This window comes from Halomonas sp. McH1-25, assembly GCF_022348165.1.
In the GTDB taxonomy this organism is placed as follows: domain Bacteria; phylum Pseudomonadota; class Gammaproteobacteria; order Pseudomonadales; family Halomonadaceae; genus Modicisalibacter.
In genome coordinates this window covers 130,137-151,905 of the sequence record NZ_JAKRFI010000003.1, presented here as the reverse complement: position 1 = coordinate 151,905, position 21,769 = coordinate 130,137, and the positions used below count along the sequence as shown (strand labels likewise).

General features: G+C 57.1%; 22 protein-coding genes. 17 read left to right on the top strand and 5 right to left on the bottom strand.

Features of this window, described 5'->3' with window-relative positions:
* Positions 1-10: 10 nt before the first annotated feature.
* The 3 genes from MHM84_RS10180 (at position 11) to MHM84_RS10170 (ending at position 2,078) form a co-directional block, all read left to right on the top strand.
* Positions 11-214 (top strand): cold-shock protein, encoded by a 204-nt coding sequence (locus tag MHM84_RS10180; RefSeq protein ID WP_163647714.1) that lies wholly within the window; start codon positions 11-13, stop codon positions 212-214.
* 603 nt (positions 215-817) lie between these two features.
* Positions 818-1,402: a manganese efflux pump MntP family protein gene (locus MHM84_RS10175; protein ID WP_239265648.1), complete on the top strand. Its 585-nt coding sequence runs from the start codon at positions 818-820 to the stop codon at positions 1,400-1,402.
* A 364-nt stretch (positions 1,403-1,766) separates the two neighbouring features.
* Positions 1,767-2,078 (top strand): EamA family transporter, encoded by a 312-nt coding sequence (locus MHM84_RS10170; protein ID WP_239265646.1) that lies wholly within the window; start codon positions 1,767-1,769, stop codon positions 2,076-2,078.
* A gap of 245 nt (positions 2,079-2,323) precedes the next feature.
* Here the strand turns inward: MHM84_RS10170 and MHM84_RS10165 are convergent, their stop codons facing one another.
* Positions 2,324-2,653 (bottom strand): hypothetical protein, encoded by a 330-nt coding sequence (locus MHM84_RS10165; protein WP_239265644.1) that lies wholly within the window; start codon positions 2,651-2,653, stop codon positions 2,324-2,326.
* 117 nt (positions 2,654-2,770) lie between these two features.
* On the opposite strand from MHM84_RS10165, the gene MHM84_RS10160 reads away from it, so the two are divergent.
* Both MHM84_RS10160 and MHM84_RS10155 read left to right on the top strand, forming a co-directional pair.
* Positions 2,771-3,592 (top strand): AraC family transcriptional regulator, encoded by an 822-nt coding sequence (locus MHM84_RS10160; RefSeq protein WP_239265642.1) that lies wholly within the window; start codon positions 2,771-2,773, stop codon positions 3,590-3,592.
* Between the two features lie 435 nt (positions 3,593-4,027).
* Positions 4,028-4,441 (top strand): DoxX family protein, encoded by a 414-nt coding sequence (locus MHM84_RS10155; protein ID WP_239265640.1) that lies wholly within the window; start codon positions 4,028-4,030, stop codon positions 4,439-4,441.
* 118 nt (positions 4,442-4,559) lie between these two features.
* On the opposite strand, the gene MHM84_RS10150 is transcribed toward MHM84_RS10155, so the two are convergent.
* Positions 4,560-5,999: an HD domain-containing phosphohydrolase gene (locus tag MHM84_RS10150; protein WP_239265638.1), complete on the bottom strand. Its 1,440-nt coding sequence runs from the start codon at positions 5,997-5,999 to the stop codon at positions 4,560-4,562.
* A gap of 92 nt (positions 6,000-6,091) precedes the next feature.
* On the opposite strand from MHM84_RS10150, the gene MHM84_RS10145 reads away from it, so the two are divergent.
* From MHM84_RS10145 to MHM84_RS10130, 4 genes are all read left to right on the top strand, one after another.
* Positions 6,092-6,865 carry an alpha/beta hydrolase gene (locus MHM84_RS10145; protein ID WP_239265636.1) on the top strand — a complete coding sequence of 258 codons (774 nt, stop codon included), beginning with the start codon at positions 6,092-6,094 and terminating at the stop codon, positions 6,863-6,865.
* Between the two features lie 69 nt (positions 6,866-6,934).
* Complete coding sequence (locus MHM84_RS10140) at positions 6,935-8,509, top strand: GMC family oxidoreductase N-terminal domain-containing protein (protein ID WP_239265634.1); 1,575 nt, start codon at positions 6,935-6,937, stop codon at positions 8,507-8,509.
* 11 nt (positions 8,510-8,520) lie between these two features.
* A complete protein-coding gene (locus MHM84_RS10135) occupies positions 8,521-9,633 on the top strand; it encodes an FAD-dependent monooxygenase (protein WP_239265632.1) in 1,113 nt (370 codons plus the stop codon).
* Positions 9,630-9,989, top strand: coding sequence for a hypothetical protein (locus MHM84_RS10130; protein WP_239265629.1), 360 nt, complete (start codon positions 9,630-9,632; stop codon positions 9,987-9,989). Before MHM84_RS10135 ends, MHM84_RS10130 begins: the two co-directional genes overlap by 4 nt.
* Positions 9,990-10,173: 184 nt before the next feature.
* On the opposite strand, the gene MHM84_RS10125 is transcribed toward MHM84_RS10130, so the two are convergent.
* The gene (locus MHM84_RS10125) at positions 10,174-11,046 is read right to left on the bottom strand and encodes a LysR family transcriptional regulator (protein WP_239265626.1); all 873 of its coding nucleotides are present in this window, start codon (positions 11,044-11,046) and stop codon (positions 10,174-10,176) included.
* A 104-nt stretch (positions 11,047-11,150) separates the two neighbouring features.
* Here MHM84_RS10125 and MHM84_RS10120 point away from each other — a divergent pair, with 104 nt between their 5' ends.
* Positions 11,151-12,272, top strand: coding sequence for an alkene reductase (locus MHM84_RS10120; RefSeq protein WP_239265623.1), 1,122 nt, complete (start codon positions 11,151-11,153; stop codon positions 12,270-12,272).
* 80 nt (positions 12,273-12,352) lie between these two features.
* On the opposite strand, the gene MHM84_RS10115 is transcribed toward MHM84_RS10120, so the two are convergent.
* Complete coding sequence (locus MHM84_RS10115; RefSeq protein WP_239265621.1) at positions 12,353-13,129, bottom strand: SDR family oxidoreductase; 777 nt, start codon at positions 13,127-13,129, stop codon at positions 12,353-12,355.
* Positions 13,129-13,455 carry a nuclear transport factor 2 family protein gene (locus tag MHM84_RS10110; protein ID WP_239265619.1) on the bottom strand — a complete coding sequence of 109 codons (327 nt, stop codon included), beginning with the start codon at positions 13,453-13,455 and terminating at the stop codon, positions 13,129-13,131. The genes MHM84_RS10115 and MHM84_RS10110 overlap by 1 nt, the downstream gene beginning before the upstream one ends.
* Positions 13,456-13,582: 127 nt before the next feature.
* Between MHM84_RS10110 and MHM84_RS10105 the strand changes: the two genes are divergently transcribed.
* The 7 genes from MHM84_RS10105 to MHM84_RS10075 all read left to right on the top strand — a co-directional run bounded on the left by MHM84_RS10105 (position 13,583) and on the right by MHM84_RS10075 (position 21,640).
* Positions 13,583-14,530: a LysR family transcriptional regulator gene (locus MHM84_RS10105; protein WP_239265617.1), complete on the top strand. Its 948-nt coding sequence runs from the start codon at positions 13,583-13,585 to the stop codon at positions 14,528-14,530.
* Between the two features lie 411 nt (positions 14,531-14,941).
* The gene (locus MHM84_RS10100; RefSeq protein ID WP_239265615.1) at positions 14,942-15,754 is read left to right on the top strand and encodes an AraC family transcriptional regulator; all 813 of its coding nucleotides are present in this window, start codon (positions 14,942-14,944) and stop codon (positions 15,752-15,754) included.
* A 110-nt stretch (positions 15,755-15,864) separates the two neighbouring features.
* Positions 15,865-17,253: an NAD-dependent succinate-semialdehyde dehydrogenase gene (locus MHM84_RS10095; protein ID WP_239265613.1), complete on the top strand. Its 1,389-nt coding sequence runs from the start codon at positions 15,865-15,867 to the stop codon at positions 17,251-17,253.
* A 159-nt stretch (positions 17,254-17,412) separates the two neighbouring features.
* Complete coding sequence (locus MHM84_RS10090; RefSeq protein ID WP_239265611.1) at positions 17,413-18,483, top strand: DMT family transporter; 1,071 nt, start codon at positions 17,413-17,415, stop codon at positions 18,481-18,483.
* A 209-nt stretch (positions 18,484-18,692) separates the two neighbouring features.
* Positions 18,693-19,517, top strand: a complete 825-nt coding sequence (locus MHM84_RS10085; protein WP_239265609.1) for an alpha/beta hydrolase — start codon at positions 18,693-18,695, stop codon at positions 19,515-19,517.
* A 76-nt stretch (positions 19,518-19,593) separates the two neighbouring features.
* Positions 19,594-20,727 (top strand): alkene reductase, encoded by a 1,134-nt coding sequence (locus tag MHM84_RS10080; protein ID WP_239265607.1) that lies wholly within the window; start codon positions 19,594-19,596, stop codon positions 20,725-20,727.
* A 76-nt stretch (positions 20,728-20,803) separates the two neighbouring features.
* Entirely contained in the window at positions 20,804-21,640 is an 837-nt protein-coding gene (locus tag MHM84_RS10075) for an alpha/beta hydrolase (protein ID WP_239265604.1), read from the top strand.
* The last annotated feature ends 129 nt before the right edge of the window (positions 21,641-21,769 follow it).

The window sequence follows — 21,769 nt, the reverse complement described above, 5'->3', positions numbered from 1 at the left end:
GAATTCGAACATGGCAACTGGCACAGTTAAGTGGTTCAACGACTCCAAAGGTTTTGGCTTCATTTCACCCGCCGACGGTGGCGATGATCTGTTTGCCCACTTCTCTGAAATTCAGGCTGACGGCTTCAAGTCCCTGCAGGATGGTCAACAAGTCTCTTTTGACGTGACCCAGGGCAAGAAAGGTCTTCAGGCCGCAAACATCAAGCCCCTCTAACCTCTGGTTGGATTGAGCTTTCGAGCCGCAAGGCTTCGAGCACAAAAGCCCGCTTATGCGGGCTTTTGTGTTTTTGTATGTTTGTCTCTGAGGTGATGGTCTGTTTGGGCAAGCTATCTACAGGCTATCTGAAAGTACTCGGCATAAGCACCGTCGAAAATGTTGCAGCGTTAGAGATCAGTCGGGGCATTGCCTTCGCTTAAAGTCCGGCTTGGAGAGGGTGGCCTCTTCGTTGGGAGAGCCTAGGCATCGGGATGCCCCGATTATTGGAAAACGCTATGTACTGGGGAATTCTGGTAGTTGCAGACCTACTTGGGGTCGTCTGGGCCTACAGGCTGAGGATTCCAGCAGTAAGCCAGATCCAACCTAAAAATCGAAAAACAACAATGGCCTATAGGTGCATTACAGCCAAGACTCTAACAATCAACCTCGTTTAATTTGTTTAACGAAGACGTTGTTGCTTAACCTTGGTGTGAATAATCCTTTATTTTCAATAGCTTATTGCGTTTTCCCGGCATGATGCTTATAGTCATTCTCTCCTTGCCCAATAGTCGGGCCCAGCCTGCAGCTGACAGGTAAAACCGCTTAACCAGCAGTGGTCTTATGAACTTTCTCTCTCTCGTAGGTTTGGCGTTTGCCATGTCGACCGATGCCTTCGCTGCATCGATCGGCAGAGGCGTTTCACTCGGGCGAACCCACTTGGTTGAAGCGTTACGCATTGGCGTGATTTTCGGAACGGTCGAGGCGATCACTCCCATAATTGGCTGGGGGATTGGCATAGCTGCTGATAGGCTGGTTGCGGATTGGGATCATTGGGTCGCCTTCGCGCTATTGAGCATGCTTGGGCTCCATATGATTTATAAGGGACTCACGCTGGATGAGGGCGAGTCGGAGAGCGAGCAGAAAAGCGCGGGGGCGAGCTCTACGTGTCTTCTCGCACTTACGGCTGTCGCCACGAGCATTGATGCGATGGCGATTGGGGTCACCTTGGCTTTCACCGAAGTCAACATACTTGTTGCAGCTGCCACAATTGGCTTGGCAACAACGTTGATGGTGACGACCGGCATCATGCTCGGGCGGGCGATAGGCGCGCTGGTCGGCAAGCGGACGGAGATCATTGGTGGCCTGGTATTGATCGGTATAGGCACATGGATTGCCTACGAGCATGTATCAGTTGCGGCTGGCTAGCAGACATGCATGGCGAATAATTTTCTTGGCTACCCCGGCCAATCTGCAGACAGCAAGACGTCTATCGAGTCGACTCAGCTAGGTGCTCTGAAAAGTCGACGAGCGACGGCAAGACAAGGCGAAAATCGGCGAAAGAGCGGAGTTTACGCGGTGTAAATGAGCATCTTGAGCCGATTTTTAACGCAGTATTGCCGAACGCAGCACTTTTCGGACAGTGCCTAGCTGCCAATAGCCAGAACATGCACGTTTACCTTAAGTACTCTTGCTTCGCTTAGTAAGAGGTAACGGCCAAACTCGAGCTAGACGCAGCAATTAACCGTGAAGAAGCGCTTGCGCCACGGTAAGCCTGCCTATGCAGGCCCGGTTGACTGCACAACTGGGTGCGGCTACGGCAGTCTTCTTTCTGGCTGCCTGGGCATTGGATGAAGGGCGACTGGCGCCGCCACCTCTCACGACAGACACAATCACGGCACTGGCCTGGCTAATCGTACTGGCTACTTTCGGTGGCTATGGCTTCTTCAACGAGTGCCTACGGCGCTTCGGTGTCGGAAAAAGCGCCGCTCTGATCGCCCTGACCCCAGCAATGACGCTGGGCTGGACTGCATTGCTGTTCGGGGAATTATACAAAAGCGCAATTTATCCACTCCTACTATTTTCCTGTTTTAATAAGCCTTGATGTTGTGTTTTAGATATGCCAGTGGCTTATGCAAGTCATCCAAAAATGCGTTTCTCAATCATTCATCCTCGGTTAGTAATATTTCAGATTCCAGGCCAGACAGTGCAATCTCATGGCGATGTCAGCGTTGAATAATCTGAAAGGAGTAAATTGATTGTCATCGACAATAATATTGTCATTAGTAATGAAATACGCCGCCTGAAAAAGGCGGCGTCGGTCGTGTGGATGGATGGCAAAGTTTGCAATTACCAATCTCGTGGCCTTGTGGCCACTGGGATATGGCTTTTCTGCTCAGGAAAATTGGTGACATGGTATGTTTCGAGCGCGATGTTAATTAGCGCACGTTTCATGCTATCGCTTTGCCCTATTATATCTTGTGCTGCGACATTTTGGTTCGTGTGTTCCATTGTGCGCTCTGTAGCGTAATTTTTGGCGGAGAGCGGCTCACGAATAGCCTTGGCGGCTTCATCGGATGCCTCGCTGGCAAGAACAGTGACCGGGAATACGGCGGCGACACCGGCCTGCAGGGTGAGCGCGAGCAAGCTGGCAGCGATGGTGCGGGTAGTGGTATTCATGATGGTGGTTCCTTGAGTTGGTGGCCGGGTGGGTATTGCCCGGTAAGATGTAGTTTGCGCGCGCACTCGATACTATTGGTGATAGAAAGTCCCGATAACTTGATTTGGAGTGTGAATATGGCCGACCGGCTCGCGGCACTGATGGCACATTTCCCAGTGAATGCGCAGGTGTTCAATGCTGGTGCGATGTGTGGTTTCAACACACTGGAGAGCGATGGCACGAACGGACAGTTGCACTTGGTACGCACTGGTGCAGTCGAGGTGCAATACGACAGGAAGTCGATACACATCGAACGACCGAGCCTGCTGCTGTTTCCACGGCCGCTGACGCGTCGTTTCATCACCGACCCTGAACGCGGTGCAGATATAGTCTGTGCGAATCTATTGTTCGAGGGCGGTGCAGGTAATCCGATCGCATCGGCGCTGCCGGACGCCGTCTGCCTGCCGCTGGAAGATATTGTCGGTGCCGAGCCGGTGCTGTCGTTGCTATTCGAGGAGGCGTTCGAACAGCGGTGCGGACGCGTCGCGCTGGTCGATCGCCTGTTCGAGGTTGTGATGATCCAGGTGTTGCGCCAATTGATGGAAAGCGGCGAAGTGCAGGGGGGATTGTTGTCCGGGTTGTCGCATCCGCGTTTGCGCAACGCACTGGTGGCGATGCACGAGGCGCCAGCGCAGGAGTGGACACTGGACGAACTGGCGAATGTTGCCGGCATGTCGCGCAGCGTATTCGCCACGACGTTCCGTGAGACGATCGGTATTACGCCGGGGCAGTATTTACAAGGTTGGCGTGTGCAGCTGGCACAGAAGGCCTTGCGGCGCGGTCGTCCTTTAAAAGCGATTGCAACCGAAGTTGGCTACGGCAGTGAAGCCGCGCTCTCTCGTGCCTTCAAGGCACAATCCGGGCAATCGCCGCGGAAGTGGAAAGCCAGCCACGCATAGCGACTAAATTCTAAGGTGCCAAAAGTCGGCTATACCTGCATAACCAGAAAAGGGCCAAATCAATCAGGTGATTAGGTTACCCGAAGAAACGAACCAATCCCTCTTACACAATCTCTATCTCACCTTTGGTGCCTTCGAAGTCAACGACGTCGGTAACGGTGGCATACCAGAGACTATGCAGTCGCAGCCATGCGCAGTAATGACTCGTATCCTCGGCTAGAGCAATGACGAGACAAAGTTACATATAAAGCAAAGAGAGCTGTGAGCAGGATCCTCGCCACCGAACTCCGTGACTGAAGCCCAGCCGAATGAAGGAAATATCGACATGCGCATCGCTTGCATGAATAGGCGTGACCCGGACAAATGACCGATACCCGAGTCGCCGGGCATCGCTGAGACTGCGCTCGACACTTCAATAATCTCAAGGAACAGCAAATGAACTCTCCTCAAACCGAAGAGTCGATTGTCGCCATCTGGACCGGCCGTCTGCTCGGGGCCCTTGTGGTACTCAGCTTGCTCGCTGACGCAGGCGTAAATGTTTTCCTGCCTCACCTTCTCGCAGAGAACCTGGCGAAAATCGGGTTTCCGATGGGTCTTGCGCCAATAATCGGAAGCGTCCTTTTCGTCTGCGTCCTCCTGTACATGATCCCAAGAACCAGCGTGCTCGGTGCGGTACTCATAACCGCTTTCCTGGGTGGTGCCATCTGCGCACACCTGCGTATCGGCGAGATCGGCTCGCCCCCGCAGGTCATCAGCGCTCTGCTGGGCATTGCAGCCTGGGCATCGCTTTACTTGCGAAACGATAATGTTCGAGGCCTGCTTCCGCTACTTACCCGGACACGTATATGAACATCTCCATGAAGAGCTGCCGGGTGTGCACTTCCTATGGGGCTATTGCCGTTGATGAAGCAGGTCAAGGGCCGACAGCGCTGTCTGCTCCGCCTGACTTACAACCTACTGTTCTGCGTCAAATTAGCCCCAGCGTCAGGCCTTTAAGGGTGGCAGCCGCTCGGGTCGAACACTGCAGTTTGCGAAAGATGCTCTCCACATGAGTCCGGACAGTACTTGGGCTGATACCCAGCAGACGTGCCGTTTCCTTGTTGCTAGCCCCCTGGCTGATGTGCCGAAGAATCTGGCATTCTCGCTCCGTAAGCAAAGAACTTGTCGGTAGAGAAAAACGTCTTTGCTCGCCACGAGCGGCTGCGATCACCGCGTCACATGCCTTCTCGTCGAACAATCCGTGGGCCGCTTCCTGTTTCAGCGTCATCGCCGCCTCGGACTCGGAAAACGCTGAACGCCAGGGCCGAGCTCCCCTCAATGCCACCCATGCGACGCTGGTGGCCAGCAATCGATGTTCGGGACGCAAAGACTCGGCGGGTAGGGCCCGAAAATATCCGCTGCCGTCGAGCCGCTCATAAGCGTGAGCGGCAATTTCTCCTGACGCGGCCAGCTCACCGATTTGTCGACACGCTTTTTGTGTCCAGTAGGGAACGAGTTGAGTCCGCTCCGTCGCGCCGTAAGCTAGCGGCCCTGGCGCGTTCCACAAGTGATTCGGTATTGCCGCGCGACCCAGCCCGTGAACTAAAGCGGCCTTGCCGATATCATCTACAGCTGACTCAGGCAGGCCCCACAGCCGCGCCGACTCTGCAGCGATCTGTGCCACTTGTCTTGAATAGCCGGATAGCCACGGCAATTTGAGATCGATGACATCGCCTACCAGCGTCAAGGAAACGCTTTTTTCGACTTTGGGATCACTTACCTCGGCAGGTGCGGCTTCCAACTGCGCCAACCAGTCCTTGGCATTGCGTACGAGCAGCGCCGCAAGGGAGGCTGGATAACGTCGATTCGACTGATCGGCAATCCAACGCAGGGCCGCGTCCAAGCCATGTGCCCGGCTCAGAATCTCCAAATCCCCCGCCAACACGACCTGGTAGGCCACCTCAGGAATGTGCGCATGCTTTAAACCTAGCGGCCTGCCGCTCCCGTCATAGGTTTCGAAAACCCGGCACAAACCTGCCTCGACAGCCTCGCCGAGGTCGAGCGTCTTCGCGACTTCGCCGGATACCTCGCAGTGCACCACTGCCAAGGAAGTCGCCTGATGGACTGCCCGCATATCCTGCGCATTCAAGGTGTGGTCGAGCATGGCCCGGCGGCCATCCACGTCGTCGCCCAGCAGATGCGAGAACCCTTCGGCATTGGCGGTGCATCCAGACCAACGCAGCAGGGCGACCTGCTCCGCTACGGCTAAATGTTCTCCCTCACCATGTCCCGCTTGCGCCAGCATGCTGGCCAGCCTGGCAACGCGCCGGGAATGCCCCAGAGGTTGCCCCATGCTCAGGTCACCGACCTGAGCAATCGCGCCAAGCGCACCGTTTAGTGAGATTTCGAATCGCAGAGCGTTATCCATGGCCAAAAAAGCCTCAGGGTCGGATATCTGACCGATACCTGCCAGGCAGGCCTGTCAGCAAAATCTGAACTCCCAACCTAGGAGTTCACCCAATGAAAGCGTTTAAGCAAATCATCCCCCTCTCCTTAGCCCTGGCAAGCACCTTCGTCGCCAGCGGCATTCAGGCCGACGATGCACATCCTTCCGTGGTGATAGTACACGGAGCATTCGCTGACGGCTCCGACTGGGCCAAAGTAGTGCCGTTCCTTCAGGCTGAAGGGGTTGAGGTTACGGTTGTACAGAATCCTCTGACTTCGCTTGCAGACGATGTCGCCGCTACAGAAAGAGCTCTGAATAATCAGCAGGGCGAAGTGGTGCTGGTCGGGCATTCCTGGGGCGGCACCGTCATAAGCGAAGCCGGCCAGCACGGGAAAGTTAGTGCGCTGGTATACGTTGCAGCGTTCGCACCCGATGCGGGACAAGCCAGCGGCGAACAGGGCGAGGGCTTTCCCACCCCTTCGGGTATTAGCCAGCTCATCACAGACAGCAATGGGTACATCTACCTGACTCCAGAAGGCATGACCAATGATTTTGCTCAGGACCTGCCGACTGAGCAGACCGCAGTCATGACTGCAACGCAAGGTCCGATCAAGGCTTCAGCTTTCGATGATAGGACAACGGTCGCCGCGTGGGAGAGCAAGCCTTCCTGGTACGTGCTCGCGGCCAATGACCGAATGATTCATCCCGAGCTGCAGCGGGCCGCGGCGAAGCGTATCGGCGCCAAGCTGTCAGAACTGCCCACCAGCCACGTCCCGCAACAGTCGCGGCCTGCCGAGGTAGCTGAAGTGATTCTCGAGGCGGTACGAAGCGTCGACGAACAGCGATAGGTCATCCTGACCTGCTCACCGGCATGACAGATCTCCTCGCAAATCACTGACCTAAAATGGACTAGACGCATGAACCATTATCTGTCTGATCAGAATTACGATTTCATTGTGTGTGGAGCAGGCACGGCGGGCTGCGTGGTCGCAGCCCGTCTTGCCGACCAGCAAGAGGCTCGGGTGTTGCTGATCGAAGCAGGCAACGGGTATAGCGGCCCCGAGGTAGTCGAACCGGCACAATGGCCGCTCAACCTTGGCTCGGAGCGCGATTGGGCGTTCGAAGGCCAATCAAATAGCCATTTGAACGGTCGACGCCTGCCCCTGAACATGGGCAAGGGACTCGGCGGAGGATCGAGTATCAATGTGATGGTTTGGGCACGCGGCCATCAATCGGACTGGGATCATTTCGCTGCCGAGTCCGGTGATCCGGCCTGGGGCTATGAGTCGGTGCTGGGCTACTACCGCCGCATCGAGAATTGGCAGGGCGCTCCCGATGCGGTGCGCCGGGGGGCGAGAGGACCTGTCTACGTCGCGCAGCCAGCCATGCCCCAGCCGCTCGCTTATGCAACCCTGGAGGCGGCCGGCCAACTGGGCATCCCCAGGTTCGACAGCGTGAATGGCGAGATGATGGAAGGCCCAGGCGGCGTAGCGATCGCGGATCTGCGTATCAACCAGGGCAAGCGGGAATCCGTGTACGATTCCTACATCAAGCCGCGACGGCACTATCCGAACCTGACGATTCTGACCGATGCACTGGTGGCCCGTGTGCTTCTGAGAGGATCCAAGGCCATTGGCGTCGAGGTAGTAATCGAAGGGCAGCGACAGCGCTTCTACGCAGGAAATGAAGTCGTCTTGTCGCTGGGCGCCGTAAACACGCCGAAGATACTCATGCAGTCAGGCATCGGCCCGGAGGAGGACCTGCGCGCGCACGGCATCGAACTGAGCAATCATCTACCTGGCGTAGGTCAGAATCATCAGGATCATGTCGCCTTCGGCTGCACCTGGGAATATGTGCAACCTCAGCAAGTCGGTGGCGGCGGTTGTGAAGCCACGCTGTACTGGAAAAGTGACGCCCGCCTGGACGTCCCTGACCTGCTGCAATGTCAGTTGGAGTTTCCTGTGCCATCGCCTGCGGAAGTCGACATCCAGCCACCGGAGCATGGCTGGACCATGTTTGCTGGCCTGGCCAGACCCAAAAGCCGGGGACGTCTGCGCCTGTCAGGTTCCGGCCCGCTCGATAACATGCTCATCGAGCCGAACTCCCTGAGCGAACCTGAGGATATCGCCGCAGCATTCGCCTCGATCGAACTATGCCGGGAGCTAGGGAATCATAAAGCTTTCGAAGGGCTTGTACGGCGAGAGGTCGTTCCAGGACAACGTGCACGCCCAGCCATGGAGCAGTTCATCCGCAACTCGGCAGTTACCTTCTGGCACCAATCCTGTACCGCTAAAATGGGCCGCGACGCCTATTCAGTCGTAGATAACCAGCTTCGGGTATATGGCACCGATAATCTCAGAATTGCGGACGCCTCGATCATGCCTCGAATCACGGTTGGCAACACCATGGCTCCGTGTGTCGTCATCGGTGAACGCGCAGCAGATCTTGTCCTCGCTGCACATGGTGTGATGGCTGCTGCGACGGGTCACTAGCGGGTACCGCGATGAGAATACTGATAGTTGGCGGCGGTATCGCTGGCCTGGCAATGGCCAGGGCGCTGGAGCAGCGGGGGCTGACTCCTGATCTGATCGAACTCAAGCCCGATACGCATCAGGGAGGTACTGGCCTCTTTCTGCCAGGCAATGCAGCCCGGGCATTGCAGCAGCTAGGGCTATTGGAGTCGATTGCAGCGGTAGCAGTTCCGATTAATACCCAGCGCATCCTGGACAGCAGAGGGAGACAGTTGAGTGCCACGCGGACACAGGATGTGTGGTCGACTTGCGGGCCGTGTCTGGCGCTCCCCCGTGCAATACTGCACGCAACACTGCGTAGTTCGCTGCGTGATACACGGCTTCGCTTCGGTACTTCGTTCACTGCGATTGAGCAACTCGGCGAGAAAAGCCTGGTGACGTTTTCCGACGACACCACATGCGAATACGACGTCGTGATTGGCGCCGATGGCATCAACTCGAAAGTGCGGCAAAAAGCTTTTCCCGGAGTGAGCCCTTTGTATACCGGTAATGTTTGCTGGCGCTTCATTACCGAAAACATCGTAGGGGTCGACGGCTGGACAGTGATGCTCGGGAATGGCTCAAGCCTATTGGCAATACCGATCAGTGCCGATCAGCTATATGTCTATGCGGATAGGGCGGTAAACGAGCGAGAGGCGCTGCAGAAAGCAAGGCAACTCTCACTAAACACATTACTCAATGAATTTTCAGCGCCGTTATTCCCCCTTATTGCCCATAGGCCTGTTCAGGCTCAGGTTCACTTTAGTCGTATAGAACAGGTGGTCACCGATGGCTGGGTAAAAGGGCGGGTAGTGCTCATCGGCGATGCGGCGCACGCTTCTTCTCCCAGCATGGCGGAGGGTGCTGCGATGGCGATGGAGGATGCGTTGGTACTGGCTGAGACGCTGACGGCCTGCACCAGCATCAACGATGCACTCGCCGCCTATATGCGCAGACGCAAGCCACGCGTCGATTGGGTCCAGCAGCAATGCGTCGCACGGGACAAGATGCGTAGATTACCCGGCTGGGGGCGTGTTCCTTTGCTAAAGCTGGCGGGCAACATACTGTACAGGCGAGGCTACACGCCATTAACGGAGCCCATATGACCAGTAGCTCCACGATGCTTCACCGTATCGCCGTTCCCTTCGTTATCCTGTTACTGATCTGCACTGCGCTGGTGGGAGGGCTGATGTATTGGGCGACACCTACGATCGTCATTCAGAATCATTCAGGGGTCACCGTTCAGGTTACAGCTCTGTGGGGCACTAGCCGGAAAGAGCTGCCGGCGATCTCACCGGGCGCGAAGCGTACTTTCAAAGTGGCTGGTGAGTCAGCGATAGAGTTTGTGGCTACTTATCCTGACGGTACGCAACTGAGTAGCCCGCTGATGTACTTCACAACAGCCACGATAGTAACTGCCATCATTACTGATAATATGGTGAAGGTAACCGCCGACTTCTGATGAGGCAGGCTTTATTAACCGGGCTGCGGGCGGTGTGATTCCAGCAATAAACGCTGCTTTTACTGGGTAGCGCCTGGCCCGATCCGGTTATACAAAAAACGTGGATAAGGGGCGCCGCCAAGCCACCAAGCAATAAGTCGAATGGCTCCACGAGCGAACCGCCACATTGCATCATTATTGGTAATCAGACCAAGCTCTTTTGGAGCTTATCCAGGAATACGCGCAGCTTGGGCAGAACCTGCCGCCGGGATGGATAGACCGCCCAAATAGCTAAGTCACGCGGTGCAGCGCCTTCAAGGGGAACCACGACCAGCTGGCCGCTCTCCAGCTCTTCCTTCACGTCCCATGAGGAAAGCTGCGCCAACCCAAGACCTGACACGCAGGCGGAGAGGAAGCCATCGACGCCGCTGGACGAAAACCGCCCGCCGACGCGCACGGACCGTTCTTCGCCATCGACAATGAAATGCCAGTGGGTGAAATTGGAGAACGTCAGGCATTGATGATGCGCGAGGTCTTCTATTGTGCGTGGCGTACCATGCTGCGCAAGGTAGGACGGGGTGGCGTAAATCTGTTTGGCATTATCGGCCAGCCGACGAGCTATCAGGCCACTATCCTTGAGCGGCGCAATCCTGATGGCAAGGTCGATTCCCGAGGCAACGATATCAACAATGGCATCGTTAAGCTCAAGGTCTATGCGAAGCCCAGGATTTTCTTCAAGCAGCGCTTGCACGACGGGCATGATGCGCTTGCGGCCCAGCGTGACCGGGGCCGTCACGCGCAGCAAGCCCGTGGCGCTGCCCAGCGATGACGAAACAGTCGCACGCGCCGCCTCCTGTGTCTCCAACATCTCTATCGCAAACGGTAAAAAATTCTCGCCTTCCGGGGTGAGCGAAATCGAGCGCGATGTGCGCTGAAAAAGACGAACGCCCAGCTCATCTTCCAGTGCAGCAAGGCGGCGAGTCGCTGACATGGGCGTGAGTTTCAAGTGCCGCGCAGCACCAGACAAGCTGCCCGTTCTTACGGCATGAACGAAAACCTCAAGCGATTGTGTATCCATTACCTCTTTAACGATTTCCGTTATTAAGCTTCACATTTATCTTAATACTAACAGGTTTCGTTATGGCTTAAAGTGGGTCCATATCACCCATAGGAGATTTTGGCATGTCTAACGATCCTCTGTTCAGCTCGGTATCTCTTGGCGCGCTGACTCTCAAACACCGAGTCGTCATGGCCCCACTGACGCGTATGCGTGCCAAGCAGCCGGATGACATTCCGTATGAACTCAACGCGGAATATTATGGGCAGCGCGCCAGCGAGGGTAGCCTGCAAATCACCGAGGCGACGAATATCAGTGCGCAGGCACGCGGCTATCGTTGGGTGCCGGGCATCTACTTGCCAGAACAAGTCGAAGGTTGGAGGCTCGTAACCGACGCAGTGCATGCCAAGGGCGGCTTCATCGTGAACCAGATCTGGCATGTCGGTCGGGTTTCTCACTCGTCCTTGCAACCCGGTCAAGCGCTTCCCGTTGCCCCTTCGGCCATTGCCGCCCCGGGCGAGCATTCTGATGCCGAAGGCAATCCCGTGCCGTTTGAAACGCCCCGCGCACTGGACCTGGCCGAGATCGCTGGGATTAAAGATGAGTTTGTCCAGGCTGCACTGAACGCCCGCGCGGCGGGTTTCGATGCCGTCGAAATCCATGGTGCAAACGGCTACCTGATCGATCAGTTTCTGCACAACGGCAGCAATCAGCGTACCGATACCTATGGCGGATCCATCGAGAACCGCTCGCGTTTCCTGTTGGAAATCGTCGATGCTGTGACGCTGGCCATTGGTGCCGACCGAGTCGGTGTCCGCCTGTCGCCTTGGAGCAACATCCTTGGCATGTCTGACACGGATGGGATTGCGCTATGGGAACACGTTGTGTCCGAGTTAGGTAAACGCGGCCTTGCATACCTTCACCTCATCGAGCCCCGAGCAGATTTCACCAATGATGAAATGCCGCTCGATATGGATGCCCCCGACGTGGCGAAGCTATTCAAAACGATATTTGGAGGCCCCGTCATTTCGGCCGGCGGTTTTACCCCTGAAACGGCGCGCCAGGCGATTGCTTCGGGCAACTCCGACGCCATTGCGTTCGGGCGGCTGTTTATCGCGAACCCCGATCTGCCTGAGCGCTTACGCCAAAATGCGCCGCTCAATGCGCACGTGCGCGCGACCTTCTATGGTGGAGGTAAAGAGGGATATACAGACTATCCATTCCTTGACTCTGTAGCGGTCGCCTAACAAGACAAACGAGTAGGGAATGTTTGCGGATCAGCGCCAGTGGGCAACCCACTGGCGCTGATAAGCGAGAGTTACTACGGCTAGGCTGTCGGAACGGTTCCTCCATCGATAACAAATTCGGTCCCGGTGATGGATGCGGCGCGAGGCGAAGCCAGGAACGCAATGAGATTAGCAACCTCGGACGGTGCGGAGGGGCGTCCAAGCGGAATACCTCCGATTGAATCCATGATTATCTGTTTACCCCCTTCGTAATCGGTACCCGCCTCCTTCGCCAGTCGCTCGGCCAGCGCGACGGATGATTCGGTTTCGACCCACCCCGGGGCAACCCGCACGACTCGAACACCTTTTGGCGAAACTTCTTTCGACAGACTTTTGCTGTAGGTCGAGAGCGCTGCTTTGGCAGCGGCATAAGCCGTCGTTGCTTCAGGCAGGGGCAGCTTGCTCTGAATCGAGGTTACATGAATGATGACGCCTTCGTTTCGCGCCAACATATCCGGGAGCAAGGCCCGATCCAGACGCACGGCGGGAAACAGGTTCAAGTTGAGTTCGCTCTGCCATTGCTCCTCACTCAGCGCAGCAAACCCGCCGCCGGGGGCCGACGAACCACCCAAGACATGAACGATTATGTCCACCGTGCCCAGGAGACGTTTAGCCTCGGCCACCAGGACATCACACCCTTCTCTGGTCGAGAGATCAGCCGAAACGCACAGGACGTCTGTCATGTCGGCGGTCGCCTGCCGGGCCGAGGTGATCAACTTCGCTCCCTGCGCGAGGAACAGTTCGACTACGGCACGTCCGACACCTTTGGTACCACCGGTGACCAGGACCCGCTTGCCTTTCAAGTCAAGGTTCATCATCAGGCAATCTCCAACGAGCGAATCCGACCGTCTTGCAGCAGAAACACGTGGTCCAGTTCCGTTGGACTGCCGGGGAAATCACCGACAACACGAGTCTTGACGATCAATCGGCCCTCTTCATGCACTGCTTCCAGTGGCTCGACACGGTAGGTAAATGCTTGCTGTGCCTCACGTTGCCAGGTTTCGATGGCGTCGATCCCCTGGTGTGTCTGGTTCTCGTCGATCACCGTAGCATCGGTACAAAAACAATCCACAACACGCGGGATGTCACCACCATTACTGGTCCTGAAGTACCTCTCGACAACTTCAGGTAACTGAACGCTCATCACCGAATCTCCTGTCCAAGAAGTGGCTGGGTTAAGCATGCAAGCTTGAAGACAAGATAAGAGCGGCCGATAATTTGGACAATTGGGATAGAGATTCATAGCGCATCCCGAAAAGCAGGATAATCGAATGCCAGAACAGCGCCTTGGCCTCAATGAGTTCGAAGCCGCAATGGCCGTGGCACGCAGGGCTTCGTTTCGACAGGCGGCTATCGAGCTCGGCGTTTCCACCACCGCTTTGAGCAATACCATTGCCAAACTGGAAACGAGTCTCGGCACGCGGCTTTTCAATCGCACGACACGTAGCGTATCTCTGACCGAGGCAGGCAGGATGTTCGTGGACCGGGTAGGCCCGGCCTTGCAGGAGTTACGCGGCGCGCTCGAAGCGGTGCGATCCCATAGCGCCGGACCCTCGGGCGTCTTGCGTATCAATACTTTTGCCAGCGCCGCCCGCGAAGCCCTTTTGCCGCTGGTCTTAGAGTTTCTGAAACGTCATCCGCAGGTACATATCGATCTCGTTACTGAAGGCCGCTTGGTAGACATTGTCGCTGAGGGGTTCGACCTCGGCGTACGATCAGCAAACCTTGTACCCAGTGACATGATCGCGATTTCACTCGGGCAGCCGCAGCGCTATGCAGTGGTCGGCTCGCCTGCATATTTGGATGAGAACGGTCGACCTACCACGCCTGCTGATCTATTCCAATGTCGTTGCATACGTATTCGCCTACCCAATGGCGCTATCTATCCATGGCAATTTGAACGTAACGGAGAGGTGATCAAGGTCGATGTCAGCGGCCCACTCACGCTCGATGAGACCAGCCTGGCAAAAGCGGCCGTGCAGGAGGGAATGGGGCTCGGCTTTTTTATGGAGCGCGACGTGCTCCGAGAGATCGAGACCGGACAGTTCGAACAGGTACTGAAAGAATGGACACCGCCCAAAGATCCGCTCTGCCTCTACTATCCGAACCGTCGCAACCCTTCCGCCGCACTCAAGGCCTTCACCGATTTGGCTCGCGCCCACCTCGGCGGGTTAAACAGAGATATCTCTACAGGCACCACGAAACAAGGCTCGCAATAGGACGGCGGATGCTGGAAGCACACCCGCCCGAAGTTCCCGGTAGACGCCCGCCTCGTTAGAGGTCGGCGGTTACCTCTACCATGTTGTCCATGCTGGGAGAAAAAGCATGCGCCGGCCGATAGGGACCTTCTGGACGAGGATTTGCTGCTGTGTTATATGCGAGATTATCTGGGTAAAGAATGGCTAGTCGATGGTAGATTCCGGCCGGTCCTTATCGTAGCAAACAGTCCAGAATGTGCTCGCCACTAATACCGTTCAATATTGCTACTGTCCTCTGAGGGCATGTCAATGCGCGGCCACAATAGCGTTCAGATAGAACAACGAGGGGCTTCCGGACTCCGCGCTCTCACCGACTCCATGAATCTGAAAAGCCCGCCGGTCTTGCCGACGAGCTCCGCCTGCAAATCGGGGATGACGTTCATTGAGCTCACGGCCGGTCCAGACGATGCCGCGATTACCGAACCGATTCGAGACGATGCATTCTTGATCGCGCTTCAACTCCAGGCGTGTCCGGATTTCGACCTGTACGAAGATGGCCGCTTGATTCGCCCACGCGAGTTCGACGCCGGCGCAGTCGCTATCTTCGATCTCAGAACGAACCTGTCGATCGATCGTCGCGATCCATTTCATGCGGTGGATCTCTACATACCGCGCAAATCGCTCGAGGCGCTGGCCGAGGATGCGAACTCACCGCGAATCGACGAACTTCGCCATGAACCAGGCCGGGCCTTGCATGATCCGGCTGCACGGCATCTGTTGCTCGCGATTCGGCCGGCGTTGTCTGCGCCGACTCAGGCAAGCGAGCTCTTTGTGGATCATGTGGCGATTGCGCTTGCGACTCACGTCGCGCACAAATATGGCGGCATGCGCGCAAGATCGGAGGCGAAGGCCGGGACGCTGGCACGCTGGCAAGAGCGACGCGCCAAGGAACTGATCGCGGCGAATCTCGCGGGCAACATCACGCTTGCGGAATTATCGAAAGCGTGCGAGCTATCTATCCGCCATTTCACGCGCGCATTCCGCGGAACGACAGGCATGTCGCCACATGCGTGGCTGCTCAACCTGCGAATCGAAAAAGCGAAGCAGCTCCTTGCGAACCCCCGCTGCACGCTGATCGACATTGGACTCGATTGCGGGTTCGCGGACCAAAGTCACTTTACGCGTGTTTTCCAGCGGTCGGTTGGCATGAGTCCAGGCGCGTGGCGGCGCCTCCAGCAGCGTTAGGCTGGCGAGCGACCGGCGCGGCCCGATCGTTCAATGCGCGTCCTTTTCATACAGGATGCTCAGTGTTTGTTTGATGAAAATCTCTCCACCTCAACCAACGGAGAGATTCCATGTCCTACAAGAGCACCAATCCCGTGACCGGCGAGACTGTCGCAGAGTTTGCTAATCACTCTGATGCCGAAATCAACAACGCCATCGCCGGGGCAGACGCGGTCTATAGATCGAACTGGTCGCAGGGGGGGATCGAGAGACGGCTTGAAGTTCTTTCACGACTGGCTGAACTGATCGGCTCCAGGTCAGAGGACCTGGCAAGAGTTATTGTCCGAGAGACGGGCAAGCGCATCTCCGAAGCACAATGGGAGGTTGGCGAAACCGCCAGGATCGCTCACTACTTCGCGAATCATGCCGCGAGAATGCTCGCGCCCGAAAGGATCGAGACCGACCAAGGCGATGCCTGGATGGAGTTTCATCCGATTGGCGTCATCGTCGCCATCGAACCGTGGAACTTCCCTTTCTACCAACTCATGCGTGTCGCGGCACCTGCAATCGCGGCGGGCAATTCTGTACTCGTCAAGCCGGCCGGTATCGTGCCGCAATGCGCAATTCTGTTCGAAGAGCTGATACTTGAGGCAGGCGCGCCCAAGGGCGCCTGGACGACCGTATTTGCGAGCAAGGATCAGATCGCCATGCTGCTGCAGGATGATCGCGTCCAAGGTGTGACGCTGACCGGTTCAGAACAGGCGGGCAGCATCGTTGCAGCCGAGGCCGGCCGCAACCTCAAGAAGTCGGTCCTGGAGCTTGGCGGTGCGGACGTTTTCGCGGTACTGGATGATGCGGATCTCGATCACGCGGCCGACGTTGGTACGGCTGGCCGACTTTCGGTCGCTGGGCAGGTCTGCACGGCGGCGAAGCGGTTTCTCGTCCATGAGAAGGTGGCCGGCAGCTTCATCGACAAGCTTGTGCAAAGGTTCGGAGCGATACGCGTTGGTGATCCGATGGATGAGACTGTCGGTCTCGGACCGCTTTCCTCAATGGCTGCGCGCGACAACCTCACGGAACAGGTTCGCAGGGCAGTCGAGGCGGGCGCCCACGTTCTCCATGGTGGCAATCCTATGCAGGGCGAAGGAGCCTTTTTCGAGCCAACGATCCTGACCAACGTCACGCGTGAAAATCCAGCATATTTCGAGGAGTTCTTTGGGCCAGTCGCACAAGTCCATATCGTGCGCGACGACGAGGATCTGGTCGCGCTTGCGAACGACTCCTCCTTTGGCCTAGGCGGCTCGATCTTCTCGGCCGATATCGACCGCGCAAGAGCAATCGCATCTCGCATCGAGACGGGCATGGTATGGATCAACGCCATTACCGGCGGCGGCCCGGAACTACCCTTCGGCGGGGTGAAGCGTTCGGGCTTTGGCCGCGAGCTTTCGGAGGTAGGCATCAAGGAGTTTGTCAACCAGAAGCTCGTGGTAGTGGCACGTGCCGGACGGTCTCTCCACTAGGCTGCGCAATCTGGAACGTCATCGCCGGCGCGCTTCAGGAATCCCATCTCATGGCGCGCCGTTTCCGGGATGACTGACCCATCTGACTGAATCCCCTGTGTATGCCGAAGGCTGGTTAAGCCAACCAGCGTGGCCACATGGAAAATTTGGAGACTACCGGTGAACCTCGATCAGCGACAATGGGCAGGCCTCGCCTGTCTCGCCATTACCGCCGTAGGCTGGGCACTCAATTTCACGCTTATGAAGCTACTAATACTCGAATGGCCGCCACTTTTTTCGAGGGGGATGGCAGGTCTCGTGGGCGCTGCCACGCTTGCTCTGATTGCGCTTCGGCTGGGGGATTCGCTCGTCCTTCCCCGTCGACTGATCGGCCGCACGTTAGCGGACGGGTTCACCAACGTCTTCGCCTGGATGGGGTTTTCCACGTTGGCGCTGCTGTGGCTTCCCGTCGGTCAGATTCTGCTGCTTGTTTACACAATGCCAATCTGGGCCACGTTGCTGGCATGGCCCGTCCATGGGACACGGCCAACCGGCAGGAACGTGTTCTCAATAGCCTTGGGTATTGTCGGTGTGTCATTACTTTTCGGCGGCCAAGAAGGGGGCCTTGAATGGACTCAACTCCTCGGCTGCGCACTTTCACTCGGTGCGGCCATACTATTTGCACTAGGGACCGTTCTTAACCGGGCACCGACAGAAATGTCACTTGTCGCGCGGACAACATGGCAGGTTGGGCTGGGGTGTCTGCCGCTAGCCATACTGGGTCTGCTGTTTGAGCGTCCTCACTTCAGCGCGCTCTCTCCATTCGGCTTCGGCATACTGGTCTATATGGCTATCGTCGCGATGGCCCTGTGCTACCTTACCTGGTTTAGTGCGCTTCGCGGCCTGTCGGCCTCGACCGCCTCCGCAGGACTCCTTTCGGTGCCAGTCCTCGGCGTCTTGTTCGCAGCTCTGGTGCTCGGCGAGCCCTTGGGGCTCCGTGAGATAGTGGCGATGATTCTGACGCTAAGCGGCGTTGCAATCGCATTACATTCCCCCTTACAGCGCCGACAGCGTGAGCGCCTGCACGACTACCTCGCGATAAGCCTCGGACAGCGACAATCGCCCAATCTGTCTACCTCTCCTCTTCGCGTTTTGTCGATGGCCGTTATGCGGCTACCCGCCGGACTGTTTATACAGACATGCCGGTTAACGCCGCCACGTTGTTCCAGTTATGCGCGCCGGAGCACCTGAATGTAGCTTCGTACGCGCATCTCGATCTAGCCGGAGGGACATCTAACGATCGTCCGTCCCGGCTGGATTCTCGGTGGGTAATCAAAATCTCCGGAAATGTCGAAACCGCGCGGCCCGATCGTTCAATGCGCGTCCCGTTCGTTCAGGATTCACGCAAGTCGTTTGGCGAAGATTTACTTCCACACATAGCCATTCCACGGAGAGTCGTCATGAAGAACATTCAAGCCATTTTCGCCACCGTCCTCACAGCTGCTTCACTTAGCGTTTCGGCTGCCGCAGAGCCGCCGGATGCGTCATCAGGCGGCACTCCTGCAATGAACGTCGTGCTTGTGCATGGCGCGTTCGCAGACGGCTCTGGGTGGCGGCCTGTGTACGACGAACTGACCCGGCGCGGCTACCGCGTCACAATCGTGCAGAACCCTCTGACTTCGCTTGCCGATGATGTGGCTTCGACCACGCGAGCACTCGATCGTCAAGAGGGCCCGACCATTCTCGTTGGCCATTCCTGGGGCGGGACCATCATCACTGAAGCAGGCACGCACGCGAACGTGGTTGGACTGGTCTATGTCTCTGCACTCGCTCCCGATACGGGTGAATCGACGGCACAACAGTATCAGGGATTCGCGGCGACACCTGACTTCGTTATCGATACGCACAAGGATGGGTTCGGATTTCTGAGTCTCGAGAAATTCAAGGCGGGCTTCGCCCACGACGTCAGCGACGAAGATGCTGCCTTCCTGCGTGATTCGCAGGTGCCGATCAACATGTCGGTGTTCGAAACCAAAGTCACGCAGGCAGCGTGGCGCACGAAGCCGAGTTGGGCCGTGATCGCGACCGAGGACAAGGCATTCGATCAAGCGATGCTCGTTCATATGGCAACGCGCATCGGCGCAGACATCACCAAGGTACCGGCGAGCCATGCAGTCTTCATGACGCAACCGAAAGTCGTCGCGAACACGATCGATCGCGCAGCAAGAGAAGTAGCACAGAAATTCACGTTCCAGTCGGAATCAGAGCGTCAGACAGCATCTTAGACGATGAGTAAAAGACCTTTGATCTTGCACGCAACACAGAATCCCTTCCGCTAGTACTACAGGACACCTAATTGCCATGAACACCGACAAGCACCTTATCGATCTGTTCACACCGACATCGATCGGTTCCGTAGCCCTCGCCAATCGCGTCGTGATGGCGCCGATGACGCGCGCCCGCGCCGGCGAAGACGGTATCCCGAAGGACATGCATGCCACGTACTACGCTCAGCGAGCGAGTGCCGGCCTCATCATCACCGAGGGCGTCAACATCTCTGCCCAAGGCCGGGGGTACGCCGGAACGCCTGGCCTCTGGACCCAAGAGCAGGTGACCGGCTGGCGAAAGGTGACCCAGGCCGTGCATGCCGCCGGAGGCGTTATCTTTCCGCAGCTCTGGCATGTGGGTCGCCTGTCGCATACCGACCTTCAGCCCGGTAGGGAGGCCCCGGTGGCCCCGTCTGCCATCCGCGCCGGTGGCACGGTCTACACCGCTGCCGGATCGGTGGAGCCCTCACAGCCGCGCGCGCTCGAAACCGACGAGATCGCCGGCATCGTCGACCAATACCGGCATGCAACGCGCAATGCGCGCGCGGCCGGATTCGACGGTGTCGAGATCCACGCGGCCAACGGTTATCTGCTCGATCAGTTCCTTCGGGACTCGACCAACCACCGCACGGACCGTTACGGAGGATCGATTGAAAACCGTACGCGGTTGGTGCTTGAGGTTGTCGAGGCCGTGGCGCAAGAGTGGAGCGCCGGTCGCGTGGGCATCCGCCTGTCGCCAGTCTCTGAGCAGCTTGGCGACACCCCGCTCGACAGTCAGATCATGCAGACCTACGGCACCCTCATCGACAAGCTAAACGACGTTGGGCTTGCGTACGTGCATCTGGTGGAAGGGTCCACCGGCGGCGCAAGGACCGCGCCGGAGGGTGTGGATCTCGACCAGTTGGGTCGACGCTTCAAAGGCTGCCTAATTGGCAACAACGGCTATAGCCTGCCGCTCGCGCAGCAGCGCGTGGGCGAAGGGAAAGTGGACTTGGTGGCCTTCGGTCGACCCTTCATTTCGAATCCGGATCTGGTCGAACGGCTACGCCATGGTATCCCGCTCTCGCCGGCGGACCCCGCCACGTTCTACGGGACGTCCGAGAAGGGGCTAATAGATTGGCCGATAGCACACCACGCGCTGGACCCAGACTCCGCAATGCCGGCATAGGCCAAAACAACGGGTCGGGTTGCCCCGACCCGTTCTACCACCTGGTGTTTTAAAACTTCAAATTAGGAGCGCTTCAATGTGTAAGATCACTACTACAGACGGCACAGAAATATTCTTCAAGGATTGGGGCCCGAAAACGGCACAGCCCATTGTTTTCCATCATGGTTGGCCACTGACCTCCGATGACTGGGATGCTCAAATGCTCCACTTCGTCGGATTGGGATATCGTGTCATTGCGCACGATCGCCGTGGACACGGCCGCTCTTCTCAAGTAAGCGAAGGCCATGACATGGATCATTACGCTGCGGACGTCGCAGCCGTCGTCGAACATCTCGATTTAAACAACGCTGTTCATATCGGGCATTCAACGGGGGGAGGGGAAGCCGCTCATTATGTCGCCAAGTATGGGCAACCGCAGGGCCGAGTCGCTAAACTTGTCATGATTGGAGCGGTTCCACCCATCATGGTGAAGACAGAAAACAATCCTGGAGGTCTTCCCATCGAGGTGTTCGACGATTTCCGCCAACAGCTAGCGGCCAATCGGGCGGAGTTCTACCTCAACGTGGCCAGCGGCCCTTTCTATGGTTTCAACAGAGACAACGTCCAGTCTTCACCCGCGATCATACACAACTGGTGGCGGCAGGGCATGATGGGAGGCGCCAAAGCGCACTATGACGGCATCAAGGCGTTCTCGGAAACCGACTTCACGGAAGACCTGAAAGCAATCGACGTATCGACGCTGGTCATGCACGGCGACGACGATCAGATCGTGCCCATAGAGGACTCGGCGATACTCTCAGACAAGCTCCTGTTGAACAGCTCCCTGAAGGTGTACAGCGGCTACTCGCACGGCATGTGCACGACTCATGCTGACGTTATCAATCGGGACTTGACGGACTTCATCCAGAGCTGAGGCCCGCGCGGCTGACGCTTCTGCCCATGCATCAGCCGCGATATTACTTTCACATCATGGTTTTCCGAGTGATAGTTGACTACCCCAATTAACCAGGTTCTATCGGGGATAAGTTCAAAAGGTTCTAAT

Excerpts from the sequence above, each read along its gene's own strand:
- MHM84_RS10120 (WP_239265623.1), top strand. The coding sequence starts at position 11,151 with ATGTCTAACGATCCTCTGTTCAGCTCGGTATCTCTTGGCGCGCTGACT.
- MHM84_RS10180 (WP_163647714.1), top strand. The coding sequence starts at position 11 with ATGGCAACTGGCACAGTTAAGTGGTTCAACGACTCCAAAGGTTTTGGC.
- MHM84_RS10115 (WP_239265621.1), bottom strand. The coding sequence starts at position 13,129 with ATGATGAACCTTGACTTGAAAGGCAAGCGGGTCCTGGTCACCGGTGGT.
- MHM84_RS10125 (WP_239265626.1), bottom strand. The coding sequence starts at position 11,046 with ATGGATACACAATCGCTTGAGGTTTTCGTTCATGCCGTAAGAACGGGC.
- MHM84_RS10175 (WP_239265648.1), top strand. The coding sequence starts at position 818 with ATGAACTTTCTCTCTCTCGTAGGTTTGGCGTTTGCCATGTCGACCGAT.
- MHM84_RS10160 (WP_239265642.1), top strand. The coding sequence starts at position 2,771 with ATGGCCGACCGGCTCGCGGCACTGATGGCACATTTCCCAGTGAATGCG.
- MHM84_RS10110 (WP_239265619.1), bottom strand. The coding sequence starts at position 13,455 with ATGAGCGTTCAGTTACCTGAAGTTGTCGAGAGGTACTTCAGGACCAGT.
- MHM84_RS10140 (WP_239265634.1), top strand. The coding sequence starts at position 6,935 with ATGAACCATTATCTGTCTGATCAGAATTACGATTTCATTGTGTGTGGA.
- MHM84_RS10075 (WP_239265604.1), top strand. The coding sequence starts at position 20,804 with ATGTGTAAGATCACTACTACAGACGGCACAGAAATATTCTTCAAGGAT.
- MHM84_RS10100 (WP_239265615.1), top strand. The coding sequence starts at position 14,942 with ATGACGTTCATTGAGCTCACGGCCGGTCCAGACGATGCCGCGATTACC.
- MHM84_RS10135 (WP_239265632.1), top strand. The coding sequence starts at position 8,521 with ATGAGAATACTGATAGTTGGCGGCGGTATCGCTGGCCTGGCAATGGCC.
- MHM84_RS10150 (WP_239265638.1), bottom strand. The coding sequence starts at position 5,999 with ATGGATAACGCTCTGCGATTCGAAATCTCACTAAACGGTGCGCTTGGC.
- MHM84_RS10155 (WP_239265640.1), top strand. The coding sequence starts at position 4,028 with ATGAACTCTCCTCAAACCGAAGAGTCGATTGTCGCCATCTGGACCGGC.
- MHM84_RS10080 (WP_239265607.1), top strand. The coding sequence starts at position 19,594 with ATGAACACCGACAAGCACCTTATCGATCTGTTCACACCGACATCGATC.
- MHM84_RS10105 (WP_239265617.1), top strand. The coding sequence starts at position 13,583 with ATGCCAGAACAGCGCCTTGGCCTCAATGAGTTCGAAGCCGCAATGGCC.
- MHM84_RS10095 (WP_239265613.1), top strand. The coding sequence starts at position 15,865 with ATGTCCTACAAGAGCACCAATCCCGTGACCGGCGAGACTGTCGCAGAG.
- MHM84_RS10165 (WP_239265644.1), bottom strand. The coding sequence starts at position 2,653 with ATGAATACCACTACCCGCACCATCGCTGCCAGCTTGCTCGCGCTCACC.
- MHM84_RS10085 (WP_239265609.1), top strand. The coding sequence starts at position 18,693 with ATGAAGAACATTCAAGCCATTTTCGCCACCGTCCTCACAGCTGCTTCA.
- MHM84_RS10145 (WP_239265636.1), top strand. The coding sequence starts at position 6,092 with ATGAAAGCGTTTAAGCAAATCATCCCCCTCTCCTTAGCCCTGGCAAGC.
- MHM84_RS10130 (WP_239265629.1), top strand. The coding sequence starts at position 9,630 with ATGACCAGTAGCTCCACGATGCTTCACCGTATCGCCGTTCCCTTCGTT.